General features: G+C 61.7%; 14 protein-coding genes and 1 pseudogene. 11 read left to right on the top strand and 4 right to left on the bottom strand.

What is annotated here, in order from left to right; all coding sequences use genetic code 11:
- The first annotated feature begins 246 nt into the window (after positions 1 to 246).
- Positions 247 to 1,512 carry a site-specific integrase gene (locus EIK80_RS22750; RefSeq protein WP_125159296.1) on the top strand — a complete coding sequence of 422 codons (1,266 nt, stop codon included), beginning with the start codon at positions 247 to 249 and terminating at the stop codon, positions 1,510 to 1,512.
- A gap of 108 nt (positions 1,513 to 1,620) precedes the next feature.
- On the opposite strand, the gene EIK80_RS22745 is transcribed toward EIK80_RS22750, so the two are convergent.
- Positions 1,621 to 2,148 (bottom strand): antirestriction protein ArdA, encoded by a 528-nt coding sequence (locus EIK80_RS22745; RefSeq protein WP_125159295.1) that lies wholly within the window; start codon positions 2,146 to 2,148, stop codon positions 1,621 to 1,623.
- Between the two features lie 625 nt (positions 2,149 to 2,773).
- Between EIK80_RS22745 and EIK80_RS22740 the strand changes: the two genes are divergently transcribed.
- From EIK80_RS22740 to EIK80_RS22705, 8 genes are all read left to right on the top strand, one after another.
- Positions 2,774 to 3,427 carry a sugar transferase gene (locus tag EIK80_RS22740; RefSeq protein WP_125159294.1) on the top strand — a complete coding sequence of 218 codons (654 nt, stop codon included), beginning with the start codon at positions 2,774 to 2,776 and terminating at the stop codon, positions 3,425 to 3,427.
- A 48-nt stretch (positions 3,428 to 3,475) separates the two neighbouring features.
- A complete protein-coding gene (gene galE / locus EIK80_RS22735; RefSeq protein ID WP_125159293.1) occupies positions 3,476 to 4,456 on the top strand; it encodes a UDP-glucose 4-epimerase GalE in 981 nt (326 codons plus the stop codon).
- A gap of 58 nt (positions 4,457 to 4,514) precedes the next feature.
- Positions 4,515 to 5,822, top strand: coding sequence for a UDP-glucose/GDP-mannose dehydrogenase family protein (locus EIK80_RS22730; protein WP_125159292.1), 1,308 nt, complete (start codon positions 4,515 to 4,517; stop codon positions 5,820 to 5,822).
- A gap of 3 nt (positions 5,823 to 5,825) precedes the next feature.
- On the top strand, positions 5,826 to 6,803 hold the full coding sequence (locus tag EIK80_RS22725; protein ID WP_125159291.1) for an NAD-dependent epimerase/dehydratase family protein: 978 nt from the start codon (positions 5,826 to 5,828) through the stop codon (positions 6,801 to 6,803).
- 318 nt (positions 6,804 to 7,121) lie between these two features.
- On the top strand, positions 7,122 to 8,573 hold the full coding sequence (locus tag EIK80_RS22720; protein WP_125159290.1) for a hypothetical protein: 1,452 nt from the start codon (positions 7,122 to 7,124) through the stop codon (positions 8,571 to 8,573).
- A gap of 87 nt (positions 8,574 to 8,660) precedes the next feature.
- A complete protein-coding gene (locus EIK80_RS22715) occupies positions 8,661 to 10,136 on the top strand; it encodes a hypothetical protein (RefSeq protein ID WP_125159289.1) in 1,476 nt (491 codons plus the stop codon).
- Positions 10,137 to 11,255, top strand: coding sequence for a glycosyltransferase (locus tag EIK80_RS22710; RefSeq protein WP_125159288.1), 1,119 nt, complete (start codon positions 10,137 to 10,139; stop codon positions 11,253 to 11,255).
- Positions 11,256 to 11,333: 78 nt separating this feature from the next.
- The gene (locus tag EIK80_RS22705) at positions 11,334 to 12,515 is read left to right on the top strand and encodes an acyltransferase (RefSeq protein ID WP_125159287.1); all 1,182 of its coding nucleotides are present in this window, start codon (positions 11,334 to 11,336) and stop codon (positions 12,513 to 12,515) included.
- A 111-nt stretch (positions 12,516 to 12,626) separates the two neighbouring features.
- On the opposite strand, the pseudogene EIK80_RS27080 reads toward EIK80_RS22705, so the two are convergent.
- Positions 12,627 to 12,734, bottom strand: a pseudogene (locus EIK80_RS27080) (hypothetical protein); the annotation flags it as partial.
- Positions 12,735 to 12,772: 38 nt separating this feature from the next.
- Between EIK80_RS27080 and EIK80_RS22700 the strand changes: the two are divergent.
- Positions 12,773 to 13,537, top strand: a complete 765-nt coding sequence (locus EIK80_RS22700) for a glycosyltransferase family 4 protein (protein ID WP_370450255.1) — start codon at positions 12,773 to 12,775, stop codon at positions 13,535 to 13,537.
- A 19-nt stretch (positions 13,538 to 13,556) separates the two neighbouring features.
- A complete protein-coding gene (locus EIK80_RS22695) occupies positions 13,557 to 14,093 on the top strand; it encodes a serine O-acetyltransferase (RefSeq protein ID WP_125159285.1) in 537 nt (178 codons plus the stop codon).
- Here the strand turns inward: EIK80_RS22695 and EIK80_RS22690 are convergent.
- Both EIK80_RS22690 and EIK80_RS22685 read right to left on the bottom strand, forming a co-directional pair.
- Positions 14,059 to 15,465, bottom strand: a complete 1,407-nt coding sequence (locus tag EIK80_RS22690; protein WP_125159284.1) for a hypothetical protein — start codon at positions 15,463 to 15,465, stop codon at positions 14,059 to 14,061. The two genes, EIK80_RS22695 and EIK80_RS22690, sit on opposite strands and share 35 nt — an antisense overlap.
- 25 nt (positions 15,466 to 15,490) lie before the next feature.
- Positions 15,491 to 16,699: a glycosyltransferase family 4 protein gene (locus EIK80_RS22685; RefSeq protein ID WP_158624748.1), complete on the bottom strand. Its 1,209-nt coding sequence runs from the start codon at positions 16,697 to 16,699 to the stop codon at positions 15,491 to 15,493.
- Positions 16,700 to 16,719: the final 20 nt, after the last annotated feature.

Below are 16,719 nucleotides of genomic sequence, written 5' to 3'. Positions count from 1 at the left end.
AGCAAGAACAAAAATAAGAGCTTTTCGGCGAACTTTGGCGGATGCTTTATCTTGGCTCCGTCTCCGCCATCCCCGCTTTCCAGCGCAATCCAGCCTCGTCCATAGACGCGCTAAATCCATTGATTCATCACGGAAAACTCGCGTTTCCGTGTCTGGACGCGTCCAGTCCTATGCGCTCTCGTTGACCCTCGCAGTGGGGGTCAAAGTGGGGGTTGGTCCCGCGGGGGTCAAAGTGTGGGTTAGCTCATGGCGCGCGTTTACGACCGACTCTCCGTCTTGACCGTTCGGCAGCTTCAAGCGCCCGGTCGCTATCCTGATGGGGGCGGCCTCTATCTGCAGATCGGTCCGACCGGCGGGAAGTCGTGGATTTTCCGCTATCGGCACGCGGGCCGTGAACGGCAGATGGGCCTTGGGCCACTCCAGCTCGTAAGCTTGGCGCAGGCGCGTGAGCAGGCTCGCGACATCCGCATGCAGCGTTATCGGGGTGTCGATCCGCTCGGAGCGCGAGGCGTTCAACAGAAAGTGACGGCGACTGAGGCGAGCAGCGGGCCCACCTTCGCCGAGGCAATGGTCGCCTACATCGACGCCAACAAGGCCGCTTGGCGCAACGAAAAGCACATCGCGCAGTGGTCGAGCACACTCAACACCTATGCCGCGCCGCACCTTGGCAAGAAGCGCCTGGCCGACATCGAGACCGCCGACGTCCTGGCGGCCGTTCAGCCGATCTGGCTGACCAAGTCGGAAACCGCCAGCCGACTGCGTGGGCGCATCGAGGCGGTTTTGAGCTGGGGGACGGTGCAGGGGTTCCGGTCCGGCGAGAACCCGGCGCGGTGGAAAGGCCACCTGGAGATGATCCTGCCGGCCAAGGCCAAGGTGGCGAAGGTCAAGCATCACGCCGCGCTCGACTACAAGGAGATGCCGGCTTTCATGGCCGCGATGCGTTCGCAATCTGGTGTTGGGGTGCTCGCCCTACGCTTCGTGATCCTGACGGCCGCGCGGACCGGCGAAGTCATCGGCGCCGACTGGGGCGAGATCGATTTAGACAACAAGGTCTGGACTGTGCCGGCATCGCGCATGAAGGCCGGTCGCGAGCATCGTGTGCCGCTTAGCGACGCGGCCATGGAAATCCTGGAGCAGCAGCGGAAAAGCTGGTTCGAGATCGAAGCGCGGCGACACCGCAAGACCCTGAATCCTGGCGAAGTCGGCCCGATAGGGCCAGTGTTCTGGGGGCAGGTCGCGGGGCGGGGGCTTAGCAACATGGCGTTGCTCGCCGTGATGCGGCGCATGGGCCGAGACGATCTCACGAGCCACGGCTTCCGCAGCACCTTCCGGGACTGGGCAGCGGAGGAAACCGACTTCCAAGGTGAGGTGGTGGAGATGGCTCTGGCGCACACCATCGCCAACAAGGTCGAAGCCGCCTATCGGCGCGGCGACCTTTTTGAAAAGCGGCGCGCCTTGATGGAGGAGTGGGCCAAAGCGTGCGCCCGCCCGCTACCAGCCGAGAAATGTTAAAGCCCTGGCGCTCCGCAGCGCCAGGGCCTGAGTGATCGCTGAGTGGGGGAGGGACGCGCGATCAAGGCGGAAACCCCAGGCAGGGGCCTCTTCTAGAAGCCGCCGGCCTCACCGGGCCAGAAACACGTGAATCTCGTCGTGAGCCGTCCGGAGCGTGAAGACCTCGCCGCCGAGTTCGGCGTCTCTCGCCATGGCTTCGTAGTCGATGTAGAGCCGCAGGGGGGCAGGGATTTCGACCGTCTCCTCCGTGAATTCCTCGAAATAGTCAGCCAAGCTCTCGTAGGCGCCTTGGTGTCCATCATCGAGCGCCGAGATCGCCTCGTCGATGTTTCCGCCCACATGATCGAGCACCAACGCGCCGAGCCGGCCTCGCTCGCGCAGGAAACAAGCGATCTCGACGATCCGACCGATGGGTTCGTACTCGCCGATGTTCACGCCGCCAAAGCCGTCATAATCGTGGATGGCGAATTCTTCCGCGCCGGCCATAGGGGAGGCGCTGAGCATGGCGCTGATGGCGTCTTTGACTGCTTCCTTGTCCTCGACGTCGATCCACGCTCCGTGGAGGTGGCCGGCATTGTAGGCCGCGAGGCAAGCGACGTAGATCCTGGGCGATAGCCGGTCCGCTGCGCTGGACATGGTGATCTCCTTCGGTCGTTGGGTTGCGGACGCTCAAGGCGCGTCTGAAACCCGACGCCCGTCGGCGAGACCGGGGGTGCAAGCGAAGGAGCGGCTTTGCGGGGAACCGGCTGCAGGATCGGCGGCGCGAGAGCGGCACCGGCCGAAGCTGGGCGAAAGCCGCTTCGCAGCGCGCTGGGGGCTGGCCCTAAGTCTTCCGTGGACGCCGGCAGAGCCGACCAGCTTCCGCCATCCTTGAATCGGCCGCCCGCCAATGCGCATAGTCCTTCGGCCCGCTCCAGTTCACCGAGTATTGGGAACCTCCAAGAGCGGTGGCGCAAAGATCCGTCGCATATTCTTGCGACGCTCATGACGGCTCAGTGAACTGCGCCGGCGTTTACCCTGTGCATTCCGTCACAGTCGAAGGCGCCGGTGCTCGCTGTTTTAGGGGGCTGACGTCGCCAATATTCACCCGGGCGCCCGTCATTAGGGCTGAGAATGTCACTTGAATGCGCAGGAATCGCTTCGCTGCGAAGAAAGGTTGGTTAACAACCGCCGAGAGCGGTTGTTTGCGGAACGCTGATTTAGTAAAGGCTTGTTAAACCATCGGGCAAAGACCCGGACACATAACACTGGTGGGGACCACGTGCTGATTGCAACTAATCCGTCAGCGGATCAGCGAACCTGCGCCGTGACAACGTCGCCGGTCGCCAAGGATCCGCTCAAGAGAGCGATGGACATTTTGGTGGCGGGCGGCGCTTTGCTGTTCTTCGCGCCGCTCCTCGCCCTTGTCGCCATTCTGATCAAGCTGGAATCGCCCGGCCCGGTGTTGTTCCGGCAATCGCGCGGCGGGCTGAACGGTCAGGCCTTCACGATCTTCAAGTTCCGCTCGATGCGGTGTCAGGAGAACGGCTCGAAGGTCGTCCAGGCCAAGCGTGATGACGATCGGATCACGACGCTCGGCAAGATCATCCGCAAGACGAGTATCGACGAGCTTCCTCAGCTCATTAATGTGTTGCGTGGCGACATGTCTATCGTCGGCCCGCGTCCGCACGCCTTGGCGCACGACGCGCAATATGGCGCACTAATCGACAACTATCACCTGAGGTTCCGGGCTCGCCCGGGTCTGACGGGTCTGGCTCAGATCAAGGGGCTGCGCGGCGGCACCAACGCCATCGAGGCTATGGCTGCTCGGGTTGATGCGGATAACGAATATATCGAGCGCTGGTCGGTCGGTGAGGATGTTCGGATCCTGCTTATGACCGTGCCGCACCTTCTGATGGCGGAAAACGCCTACTAGGTGCTGAAGCGGCGACAGAGTTCGATCTCTTCGCGGCCGGGGAATAGAATGCAAACCGTACTTGTGGCCGGCGGCGCCGGATATGTCGGCTCGCACTGCTGCCTGGCGCTGGCTGCGGCCGGCTTCCGGCCGGTGGTGTTCGACGATCTGTCGAACGGGCATCGCGAGCATGTCCAGTGGGGACCGCTGGAAGTCGGCGACATCCGTGACTTCGCACGGCTGGACGCGGTGTTCGCCGCTTACGCCCCTGTCGCCGTCCTGCACTTCGCCGCCCGCATCGAGGTCGGGGAGTCGGTCAAGAACCCCGGCGCCTTCTTTGACAACAATGTCGGCGGGACCATCACCCTGGTCGAGGCCGCGCGGCGGGCCGGGGTAGAGGCCCTGGTGTTCTCCTCGACCTGCGCCACATTCGGCGATCCGGTGACCTTGCCGATGGCCGAGGATCACCCGCAGGCGCCGCTCAACCCCTATGGCCGCAGCAAGCTGATGGTCGAGCAGGCCCTGGCCGACTACGACCGCTATGTCGGCTTCAAGAGCGCGGTGATGCGCTATTTCAACGCCGCCGGCGCCGACCCCGAGGGCCGCATCGGCGAGTGGCACGAGCCGGAGACCCACGCCATTCCACTGGCCGTCCAGGTCGCCCTGGGCCAGCGCTCGCATTTCACGATCTTCGGCGACGACTACGACACCCGCGATGGCACGGCTGTGCGCGACTATGTCCACGTGCTGGACCTCGCCGACGCCCACGTCTCGGCGCTCAAGCGCCTCCTGGCCGGCGGCACTTCGGAATCCTACAACCTGGGCACCGGCACGGGGACGACGGTGCGCGAGCTGGTCGACGGCGTCGGGCGCGCGGTCGGCAAGCCGCTGGCGGTGCAGATGGCGCCGCGCCGGCCAGGCGACGCCCCGATCCTAGTGGGCGACAACGCCAAGGCCCGCGCGCAACTGGGCTGGAACCCGTCTCGCGATCTCGACGGCATCCTGTCCAGCGCCTGGCGCTGGCACCTTGCTCAGGTGAACGAGCGATGATCTTCAAACTTTCCACATTCGGGCGCCGCTTGGCGCTTCATGGCACTGGGAATATGCAATGCGCGTAGCGATGATTGGCACGGGTTATGTGGGCCTGGTGTCTGGGGCGTGTTTCGCCGATTTCGGCCACGTGGTGACGTGCATCGACAAGGATCCGAGCAAGATCGAGCGGCTGGAGAAGGGCGAGATCCCGATCTTCGAGCCGGGGCTGGACGACCTGGTGGCCCGCAACGTCCGTGAGGGGCGCTTGTTCTTCACCCTGGACGGCGCCCAGGCGATCAAGGACGCCGACGCGGTGTTTATCGCGGTCGGCACGCCCACGCGTCGCGGCGATGGTCACGCGGATCTCTCCTACGTCTACGCCGCGGCCGAGGAGATCGCCGGCCTGATCGAGGACTTCACGGTGGTGGTCACCAAGTCGACCGTGCCGGTCGGCACCGGCGACGAGGTCGAGGCGATCATCAAGAAGACGCGGCCCGACGCCCAGTTCGCGGTGGTGTCGAACCCGGAGTTCCTGCGCGAGGGCGCGGCGATCGAGGATTTCAAGCGTCCCGACCGGGTGGTCGTGGGCACCGATGACGAGCGGGCCCAGGCGGTGATGCGCGAGCTCTATCGCCCGCTGAGCCTCAACGAGACGCCGATCGTCTTCACCGGCCGGCGGACCAGCGAGCTGATCAAGTACGCGGCCAACGCGTTCCTGGCCATGAAGATCACCTTCATCAACGAGATGGCCGACCTCTGCGAAAAGGTCGGCGCGGACGTCCAGCAGGTGGCCAAGGGCATCGGCCTGGACAAGCGGATCGGCGGCAAGTTCCTCAACGCGGGTCCCGGCTACGGCGGCAGCTGCTTCCCGAAGGACACCATCGCCCTGGTGCGCACGGCCCAGCAGTACGGCGCCCCGGTGCGGCTGATCGAGACCACGGTCGAGGTCAATGACGCCCGCAAGAAGGCCATGGCCGACAAGGTGGCCAAGGCCATCGGGGCCGAGGACCTGAGCGGCAAGACGATCGGCGTGCTGGGCCTGACCTTCAAGCCCAACACCGACGACATGCGCGACGCTCCCAGCCTGGACATCGTCCCGGCCCTGCAGGCCCTGGGCGCCAAGGTCCAGGCCTTCGACCCCGAAGGGGCCAAGGAAGCCGCCCACATGCTCAATGACGTCGACTTCAAGCCCGGCGCCTACGAGGTCGCCGAGGGCGCCGACGCCCTGGTGATCATCACCGAGTGGGACCAGTTCCGGGCCCTGGATCTGGACCGCCTGAAGCTTCTGATGACCGCCCCGGTCGTGGTCGACCTGCGCAATGTCTACAAGCCCGCCGAGATGGTCCGCCACGGCTTCACCTATGCCTCGATCGGACGAGGCTGAGCCATGACGACGCCAATCATCGTCACGGGCGCGGCGGGCTTTATTGGGATGCATGTCGCCGAGCGCCTGCTGGATCGCGGCGAGACGGTGATCGGCGTCGACGTGTTCAACGCCTATTACGACCCCGCGCTGAAAGAGGCCCGGGCCGCGCGGCTGGACGGCCGGGACGGCTTCTCGATGGTCCGCATGGACATCGCCGAGCATGAGGCCTTCGCCGCTCTGGTGAAGACCTCGGGCGCCAAGCAGATCGTCCACCTGGCCGCCCAGGCCGGGGTGCGCTACTCGATCGAGAACCCGTTCGCCTACGAGCGCAGCAACCTGGCCGGCCACCTGTCGGTGCTGGAGGCCTGCCGCCATGCCGGGGTCGAGCACCTGGTCTACGCCTCCTCGTCCAGCGTCTATGGCGACCGGCCGCTGAACGGCGATGGCTTCCGCGAGACCGACCCGGCCGAGACCCCGGTGTCGCTCTATGCCGCCACCAAGCGTTCGTGCGAGCTGCTCAGCCAGAGCTACGCCCGGCTCTACGGCTTCCCGCAGTCGGGCCTGCGGTTCTTCACCGTCTATGGTCCCTGGGGCCGGCCGGACATGGCCTATTACGGCTTCACCGAGAAGATGCTGAAGGGCCAGGCGATCGAGGTCTATGGCCAGGGCCAGATGGCCCGCGACTTCACCTATGTCGACGACATCGTCGACGGCATAATCGGCGTGCTCGACCATCCGCCGGCCCAAGGCGGGCACGAGGTCTACAACATCGGCGACAACGATCCAGTCGGGCTGATGGACATGATCTCGACGCTGGAAGCCGCATTGGGCATCGAGGCCCAGAAGGTCTTCCTGCCGATGCAGCCGGGCGACGTGCCGGCGACCTTCGCCAATATCGACAAGCTCAAAGCGCTCTGCGGCTACAAGCCCAGGGTCAAGCTGGCCGAGGGCCTGGCTAGGTTCGTCGCATGGCGCAAGGATTTCGGCGCATCAAGGTGATCACAGTCGGTCGAAGTGAGCGCCAATCATTCAAGTCTGCATGAGATTTTAATCTAGCGTCATCCCTCCCACGTACTTGGACGATTTGTATAGACCACTAGACGCTTTGCCTCTGCTTTGACGTGTAGTAGATTATGTTGCGGTGCGAAATCGGGCGTCATCACCAGGGTCTTGGGGCTGCGGGCCATTTCGGCTCTTCAGTCGAGACAGATTGGCGGGGCGAGAACAATGGTGTTGAAAATGAAGCCGGTAGTACTGATCGAAGTTAACGAAGTACCGCATAGCATATTGCGGGCTTATGCTAAGAAATCTCCCTTCATGGCTCAATTTCTGAGCGACGGGGAGAGTTTTGAGACGCTTGCGGCGGACAAGATTCAGCTTGATCCGTGGATCGCCTGGCCTTCATTTCACCGCGGCGTTAACGACGAAACCCACCGACTCTTGCGCCTTGGCCAGCGGACCGAGCGCGCGGATAGTGCTTTCCCACCGATCTGGAGGCTATTGGCGGATGGGGGGGTGAGCGTTGGCGTCTATGGATCGCTGTTTTCAAGCTGCGAGACCGATCTTAGCCGCTACGCCTTTTTCGTGCCTGACGTTTTCTCGCCGCACGACAGCGTGAATCCTCCCGAGCTTCAAGGTTTCCAGAACTTCAACCTTGCGATGACCCGGGCTTCGGGCCGCAACGCCGATGAGGCGGTCGCAAGCGGCGGTGGCAGGGAAGTGCTCAAGCTGGCTTTGGGGGGGCGGATTCAGCCTGGCACACTTGGTCGCATCGGTGCGCAGCTGATTTCCGAGAAATTCAATAGCCGGCGACTTTCGCGCCGACGCAATACGCAAACAGAACTTCACGCCGACATTTTCGTATCGCTATTGAAGCAAAAGAAGCCGGATTTCTCCTGTTTCTATACGAACAATGTGGCTGCGGCGATGCACCGTTTCTGGTCTGCCGCTATGCCTGATGGCTCGATCAATGCCGGTCGCCTGCAAGGTGAGTGGCTCGATCAATATTCGGACGAAGTGTTCGAGGCTCTTTATTCGGTCGAGCGCCTTCTGCGCCGCCTAGTCAGCGGCGAGGCGGGAGATTGCGTGATCGTGCTTGCGAGCGCGTTGGGTCAAGAAGAAATTCCTGCTGAAAATCACAAGGATTTTCTGACCATCACCAACATCCGACGGTTCATCGAAGGTGTCGTGGGCGATGCCTGCGAGCTTGGTCCCTTCGAATCTCTTCCGACGATGGTGCCTGACTACTCTTTACGATTCTCGAGCAAGAAGGATGCTTCCCTCGTGCGTGACCGTCTGGGAAGCCTCAAGATCAACGACTATCGCGCCGTCGAAACGTTAGAGCGTATGCACTCCAAGGAGATCCTCACTCAAGAGGGGGGGCTCAGTTATATGCGCCATGGTTATGATGAGAGTGGCCACTTCAAGCATCCGATTACATTCTCGCTCAGCGACGACGAGAATGTGCACATCAGCTTCCAGATAGACGACTACGAGGGAGCGGATGTCGCTGCGGTCGGCAACCGCGAGGTTTCGTTCGATGATCTCGGGCTTGGGCGAGTGTCGCACGATGAGGGGGTCAATTGTACCGCTCAGCACAGCGCTAATGGTTCGCTGATCGTGCATCGGGTGAGTGGAAAATCGGCGGTAGGAGCCGATATACCGGTCATCTCCGCTCTCGATTTCGTGCCAAGCGTTCTGGATCATTTCGGCTTAGCCAAGCCGAGCTACCTAACCGGCAAGCCGACGATCGCTTTGGCGCGCGTCTGATCTGGTTGAACGAGCGGATTTGGCAGTGCTTGTGAAGTTTGGTAGCGGTCCGGCTTCGGCGCGGCGGCAAGGGCGGGGAAGCGGGTCGTGAATATTGTGACGGCCGCGTTGTTACCGTTCTGGCTCATGATGCTTTGGCGTGGTGGGCGTCATGCCTTCCTGATCCTGGCTATTCTGGCGCCGCTGATGAACTCAGCAGCTTTCGGGCATGGCGGCGCTATTACGGTGCCCTGGGTAGCTTCGCTTCTATTCGTCGGGACGACATTGATATCTCGTGGTGCGTGGGGGCATGCCAAAACGCTGCTTCGGCAGCGTGAATTCCAACTGATCTGCCTCGTGCCGCTCGTGAACTTCGTCGTGGTGATGCTGTCGCAGATCTTCTACGAAGGTAAAATTCGCGTTCTGGTTGGCGAAGCGGCCTTTACGATTGGTCGTGAGCTGATGCTGTCTCTATTTCCGCAGCACATCAACCAGATGGTTTACTCCGTCGCCGCACCGTTACTTGTTTGCGCGGTCTTTTGTAATCTCGCGATGGCGCGAGAGCGCGGGGAAGATGTCGAAAAGATAGCTCTCGACTTTTTCGTCTTCTACGCGGTTTCGGCCATAACGATCATCCTCTGGGAACGCGTCCACCAGATCACGGGTATATGGTATTGGTCCGACATGTTCCACTCGACATATTCGATGACTGCGTGGATGCAGAGCGTCAACGGGATCGCGCGTCTGAGCGGTTCCTACCCTGAGCCCTCAAGCCTTGCTTACCACTTGGGCCCGCTCGCCGTAATGTTCGTCTGGCTTAGCTACTATAAGTCTTATTATTATGGGCTGCTCGCCATTTTGGCGGCCGTAATAATGTTTATTTCGACATCGACCACAGCTTATATCGGTATTGGGTTGGTCGGGTTGTCTGCTGGACTATTATTCTTGCGGTGGTGCCTGGAAGGACTGGGGTCGGTCAAGGAGGGTGCATCGGAGCGGGCGCTGTTTAGTCTTGGTGCAGCGACTTGTATTTTTCTGATACTTGGCGTCGTTGCTATGCAGAACGCCGCCTTTGTGGAGCAGATGTTACAAAGTCTTCTGACAAAGCACGAGTCTAGCTCGTACCAGGCCCGTAGCTATGCTGACGCACTCGGTGTGTCGGCTTTTCTGGACACAAACGGCCTCGGAGTGGGGCTGGGGGGGCACCTGACTAATTCGGGCGCCCTCCTCATCATGTCGAACCTTGGAATCGCCGGGATTGTTCTTGTTGGATCTTTGGTAATCATCGCCGCCATGCGTGTTTTTGTGGATCACTCGGCATCCAGAAGGCTCGGTCTCTCGGGTAAAAATGTCTCGACTTCTCGGCTGAGAATTCCCGTTACAGCCGCGCTACTTACTTTTTTGGTCACGCATAGCTTGACGGCCCCGCTCTTTATCTCGCCGCTTTTGTGGGTCTCCGTTGGAGTGTTTCTATACGTTTCTTGCGACATCCGAGCCGCCGCTCGAGTCGCAACATCTTCGAAGCAGATGTCCAGATCGCGCCGAGGTGTCGCGGTCGCTTTTGCTGAAAATCGAGGCCTGTGAATGAAAATCCTACTGGGTATCGAGTCGAGTGAAGGTGGCGCTGCTCGTCACCTGGTAGATTTGGCCAATGGTCTTATTGCGCGAGATCACAATGTAACGGTGGTGTATTCCCCGATGCGAACCGAACCTTCGTTTATGTCGGCAATGGCCGCGTTGCCGGAAGGCACCGTTAAGCCGGTGCCCATTTCTCGATCGATTGGGATCTCCGACGTCGGGTCGTGGCTCGCGCTCCAGCAGTTGACCGACAACCACTACGACATCGTGCATGGGCACAGTTCGAAGGCCGGTGCTCTTCTGCGCGGCTCGCGGGTCGGGAAGGCGCGTCGCGTCTATACGCCTCACGCCTTCGCGACCATGGACATGACGCGAGGCAAGGCGTCGCGGGTTTTCTATCGTGGCATTGAGGTGCTTCTCTCGCGCGTCGCGACCGACGCCGTGATCGCTGTTTCGGAGGCCGAGTACCAGCACGCGCTCGGCATAGGCATTCCGCGCGATAAGTTGCACCTGGTCATCAACGGCATTCCGCCTGTCGCTGCAGAGTCGCGCGAAAAGGCGCGAGCGAAGCTGAATATCGACCCGAAGCGCTGGACGATCGGATTTGTCGGCCGCCTTTCCCACCAGAAGGCGCCGGAGCGTCTCGTCGAATCCTTCGCACGTGTAGCCCAAGACATGCCCGACGCGCAGGTCGTGATGCTCGGCCATGGCGAGGGCAAGGCCGCTCTTATCGACCTGATCGCCGCGCGCGGCCTTTCCGATCGCGTCCACGTGCGGTCGGGCTTGTCGGGCGCACCCTTGATGACGGCGTTCGACGTGCTGGTCATGCCCAGTCGCTACGAAGCCATGCCCTATGTGCTGATCGAAGGTCTTTCGGCAAGGCTGCCGATTATCATTTCCGACGTCAGCGTCGATGAGGCGGTGGAGAACGGTGTCAACGGGATCGTGGTGCCCAATAACGACGACCCTCAACCACTGGCCGCCGCGCTTTGCACGCTAAAGGGGAATCCTAAAATCGCGGCGCGCATGGCGGAAGCCAGCGCGGAGCGCTTCGCCCACTTTACCGCTGATGCGATGGTTTCCCGTACGGAGGCTGTCTATCGCTCGGTCCTAGGCTGGGCATGATGGGAGGCCTGGGCGTCCTCTGAGCGGTGCCGGTTGTGCGCGCCGGGTCGTTGTCGATCTTTTTGTCGGGAGGCGCGTATGTCGTCTGACCTTGCCGTGCCGAGAGTCAGTAAAGCGGGTCGCTTCGAGGCTTTGGATGCTCTGCGCGGCGTCGCCGCGATTTCGGTCTGCCTATTCCATGTCCAGTGGGTCAACATCTTCGACAGTCTGGGCATCATAAGCAATGCCTGGCTATTCGTTGATTTGTTCTTCGTACTATCCGGATTCGTGATCGCCTACACGTACGCGGAGAAGATCAGCGCTAACCCGTCAGATGTCGGTCGCTTCTTGTTCAAAAGATTGGCGCGCATCTATCCTTTGCACATTGTCATGTTGCTCGCGTTTGTGGCTTTGGAGGTCGCCAAGTGGGCGGCCTACCGCTACGCTGGCGTGCGCGGAGATGTCGTGCCATTCTCTATCAATAATCTCGAGACTTTCACGACCAACATTCTGCTGATTCATAGCCTTCATACCTACGATGTTTTGACTTGGAACGTGCCCAGTTGGAGCATCAGCGTAGAGTTCGCCATCTATATCGTATTTGCTATCGTTGCGGCCGTCGCAGCTGGGAGAGCCAAGGCGCTGACCTTGCTATCCGCCATGGCGATCGTTCTGTCCGTTTCGGTCCTGATGTATTTCGCGCCCGGACGTGGTCTACATGTCGACGTGGACTTCGGCGTGTTCCGCTGCCTGCTGGGATTCTTTATCGGGGTTCTGACCTATCTCGGCTGGCGCGCCATGCAAGGACGCGCGTCCTGGTCAGGCTGGAAGGCCAATCTTCTGCAACTGAGCGCTCTGACGGCCTGCGCCCTGACCATATCCCTGTTCGGAAAGGTAGCCGCCTGGCAGTACGCCGTGCCGCTTTTCTCCGCGCTGGCCATCTGGAGCCTGGCCGTCTGGACGAACACGCGAACTGCCCGCTTCCTGACAATACCGCCGTTGCGCTGGCTAGGCCGTCTGTCGTTCGCGCTCTACATGGGTCATTATTTTGTGCTAGTGGTTTGCAATAATTTGCTGCGCATCGTTCATCTCGAACGCTTCGGCCCTGTTGGCAGCCTCGTGATCGGAACGCTCCTCGCAGTCGTTTGTGTGTGCGCCGCCCTGATCCTGGCCGTCTTGCTAAATCGCTATGTCGAAGAGCCTTGCGTCAGGGCTGGCGCACGTTGGCTACGCCGCGGCGAGAGCGGGCGACTGACTGTGGTCGAGGAAGCCGCTCAATGAACCTCAAAACGGTAGTGATGAACGCCCGCGTATTGGGCGGTGCCGCAAATGGCCAAGCCCGCGTGGCGCAGGAGCTGGCTGACAGGCTGGACCTATTGCGGGTCTCGTCCGCTACGAATGGCGTGCGCGGTCATGCCTGGGAGCAGACCGTTCTGCCCCTAAAGGCAAGGGGGCGGTTACTGTGGAGCCCGTCGACCTCTGGACCGGTCCTGTACCCCAATCAGGTTGTAACGGTCCACGATGTTGCGTTCCTGGACGTGCCCGAGTACTTCACGCCGAGTTTCGCCAAGGTCTATGGGGCTCTCGTACCGCGTCTTGTGCGCACGGCCCGCTCGATCGTGACGATATCGGAGTTCTCTCGTCGGAGAATTCTGAGCTACGTGCCTGACGCCGAGGAGAAGGTCTTAGTGATCTACAACGGCGTCTCTCCAGCCTTCCGCGCGGGAGTTGAGGGCGCTGCCGAGCAGGTCGCTGCCGCTGGCATTCCTTGGAAACGCTATTTCCTCTTCTTCGCTGGAGCCGACCGCCGCAAGAACGCACGAGCGGTGACCGACGCCTGGAAACAGGTCGTGGATCGCATGCCCGAAGACGTCGGCTTGGTGTCCTACGGCCGCCGCAGCACTGAGAAGGTCTTCGGCGCGGACCAGGGCGACGATGAGGCACCGCGCAGTCTGTCTCTGGGCGGCGTGTCGGAGGCGCTGCTAATCGCATTGCTGAATCGCGCCGAAGCCTTGGTGTTTCCGAGCCTCTACGAGGGATTCGGCTTGCCGGTGCTCGAGGCCATGGCGAGCGGCTGTCCTGTTATTTGTTCCAACACCACGTCTCTGCCTGAAGTCGCGGGCGAGGCGGCGCTATTGGTTCGGCCGGAGGCGGTCGGTGACATCGCCGAAGCCATGCTGCGCATCGTAGCTGAGCCCAGCTTGGCAGAGGGGCTTCGCCATGCGGGCCTGGAGCGCGCGCGGGAGTTCTCCTGGAAGGCCGCCGCCGACCAGTATCGCGACCTATTTAAGGCCCTGGCTTAGACTTAGCGGGATAAACAAGATGACGCCTAAGCTCGCCGTTTGGCGTCAGGATCTCAAAGTCAATGCGCAACGCTCAGGTTGGGGCGGGGCTTTGCGGGGATGGATGGCCAATCCCGGATTCGCGGTGGTCTGCCTCTACCGGCTGTCCGCTCGTTATCACGGCAGGAGCTGGCTTCTTTCCATGTTATTCTGGCGAAGCATCGTGAAGGGCTACGGTTGCTATCTGTCGCCCAGCGCCGTGATAGGTCCAGGTCTACGTCTGCCCCATCCTGTTGGCGTCGTCGTCGGCGAGGGGGCCGTCATCGGCGCTGGCGTGACCCTCTATCAAGGCGTGACGCTGGGGCGCAGCAACCACGTTTCCGCGGCCTACCCAACGCTAGAAGATGACGTCACAGTTTATGCGGGCGCTGTCCTGGTTGGCGACATTAGGATCGGTCGCGGCGCCGTGGTCGCTGCGAACGCTGTGGTGCTAAAGGACGTACCGCCGTACGCCAAGGCAGTGGGCGCGCCGGCACGGATGATTATAGACGCCAAATCCGCGCCAACCGACTCCTGACTCCGAGCACGTTCGCGAGAAGCATGGCTGAACCGCAGGCGATGCCGGCGACCACGGCCTTTGTCGCGACGGTTGCGATCAGCGAAGAGGCTTCGAAGGTCGCGCTGGCCGTCATGCAGACGACCGCCGCGCCGGCGATAAGGGCGCTGCGCCAGGGAAGGCGGCAGGGGATCCAGGTCGCAACGGGCGCGGCGAACATCAGGCTGACCGCGGCTCCGATCGCGGCGCCCATGAAGATCGTGCTAGGCGCGGGTCCAAAGAGCATCGTGGCACCCGCGGCACCGGCGCTAACGGTGAACAATTCCACCGTTGCATTGATGACCAGGCGGTTTGCGCGCCGCAGTAGATGAGCGGCCACCCCGACCGTGTTCTGCAGCAAGGCATGGAATGCGAAAAGGATCGTCGCCCAGGGCGCGGCCTGCAGAAAGATGGCGCGGAAACTGGCCGGCGCGAACAACTGGCCGAATTCGGGAATGAACGCGAGGCAGCCGCCTAACGTGAGCAGGGTCGCGACGATATGGATCTGATAGAGCTTGGTCAGAGACGGCCGCGAACCGTCCGGCGTCGTGCGGTGTTCGGCCACGACTGGCGGATAGACGATGCCCTGCAGGGCTGTAATGAGGGTGGCGAAAGGCTTCTGCATGAGATCCATCGCTAGGGCGAAGCCCGCGAAATCCGTCAGACCTATGACACGTGCTGCGCCCCACCGCAGGACCAGCGGCACGATCAGATGAATGGTGGATGCGCCGGAGGCGGTCGCGCCGTAACGCAAGAAGGCGGCGAGATCCTCGCGATTGGCCTCTGCTAGGTTCACCTTGAGAGACTTGGTATCCACAAATCCAAATAGTAGCGCGGTCGTGACGTAAGCCGCCGCGAGGCCAAGAAGGCCTCCCTGGGCCTGGCCGCTGAGTGTGGCCCCGGCCAGCGTTCCGATGATCAGCAAGGTCGCGCGCGCGCACTGCAACTGAGAGAACAGCAAGAGCTGGCCGCGGAAGCGGGCCAGGGTCAGCTGCAGGTCCGTTCCACCTTGCAGCAGCGCGACAACGAAGATCAACGCGGCTTCGATCGGACGGCGCTGGATCACGCCGACGAAGAGCGTGATCGTCAGGAGAAGGGCCACGCCGCCGACGAACGCCGCCCACACCGAAGCCAGTTTGCGTCGGGTCGCCGCGTCGGTTTCGGCAGGGTAGAAACGCGTCGCCGCCAGTCTCACCCATTCGAAGGCGGCGATGGCCATCGCCTGGCTAGTCGCTACAGCCAGCGAATACTGGCTGTATTCACTTGCCGACACGATACGGCTGACGCACAGGACCAGCACCAAGCCGGCGATGCTCTGATAGAAGTATGCCGCGAGAGTAAACAGCTTGGACATGGGGACCTGAAGGCGGAGGTGCGTGTTAGGCGCGGTTCTCGGCGCGATTGTCTCGCGCGCGCTCATAGACATTGAGATATTTCTCAATGACTTCGGTGGGGCGGAACCGGTTGGCCAGATCAGCGGCTATCAGAGCTTTTTTGCGAACTTCATCCAACGAGCTGCTCAGATGCTCCAGCATGTGAAGTAGCGAGGTGGTGTCGCTGGGATCGAACAGCCAGCCGCCGGTTCCGAGCGCTTCTGGTATCCCGCCGCGCGTCGAGCCGAGCGCCGGACGCCCATAGGCGAAGGCTTCCAGGATCGAGCGCGGCAGGGGCTCGTGCCAGAGCGATGGCGCGACCACGACGTCGACTTGATTGTAAAAAGCATCGGGTGAGACGAAGCCAAGGAAGTCGATCGGCTTAGAGCCAGCGAGCGCCTGCAAGCGCGCCTGTATCGCGGGGTCCGCCTCGCCAGCGATCACGAGGCGCGCCGCACCACGCATTTGGCCGTAGGCCTCAGCCAATTCCTCGACCCCTTTATCGATGGTCACGCGGCCAATGTAACCAAACCGCACGAGCGTTTCGGGGGCGGCTGGCGGGGTAGTGAGCACCCGTTCAGAGACGTTGTGGATCGCGCCTTTCCAGACCGCGTTCGGAAACAAGCCCTGTTCCAAGTGCAGGTCGAGGGTTTTCTGACTATTGCCGACCACGACGTCGACTAGGCCAGTTCGCGCGCGTCGGCGCTGCGTAAACAAGCGGCAGTCCAGACACGGAGAGCCGCAAACGTCCCGCTTCTTGAATAGGGTGCTCTTCGGGCAAAGTAGATAATAGTCGCGCAAGGTGTGAACAATTCCGATGCCCAGCGTGCTGGCCATTGACCAGACTGCCGTCGAGAGTCCAGCCAGATTGTTGGTGTGAATGACGTCCGGGCGGAAGGCCTCCACCTCTTCGCGCACGATGCTCGTATATTGGCCGACGTCATCGGCGAGATGCCACCGCGCCTTGTCCAGGACGCTGTGCGGCTGCCCATCGAACGGCCAGTAACGGTTCTCGATTGGGCAGCAAACCACCTTCACGCCCCCGACTTGTTCCACTTGCGGCGACAGGCCCGGCGGCAGGCCGCGAACGACGGTGACCTCATGGCCGGCGGCGACAGCGGCTTCAGCAAGGTTTTTAACCGACCGTTCGGCGCCTCCAACGATTTTCGGATGTTGAGGCGTCGGGTAGATAATGTTGGCAATCAAAATCTTCAATTTGGACGACCCCCGTAACA

This window comes from Caulobacter sp. 602-1 (genome assembly GCF_003931565.1).
Classification (GTDB): Bacteria; Pseudomonadota; Alphaproteobacteria; order Caulobacterales; family Caulobacteraceae; genus Caulobacter.
Note: the sequence above shows the minus strand (reverse complement) of the source record. Positions and strands in the feature narration are given on the sequence as shown.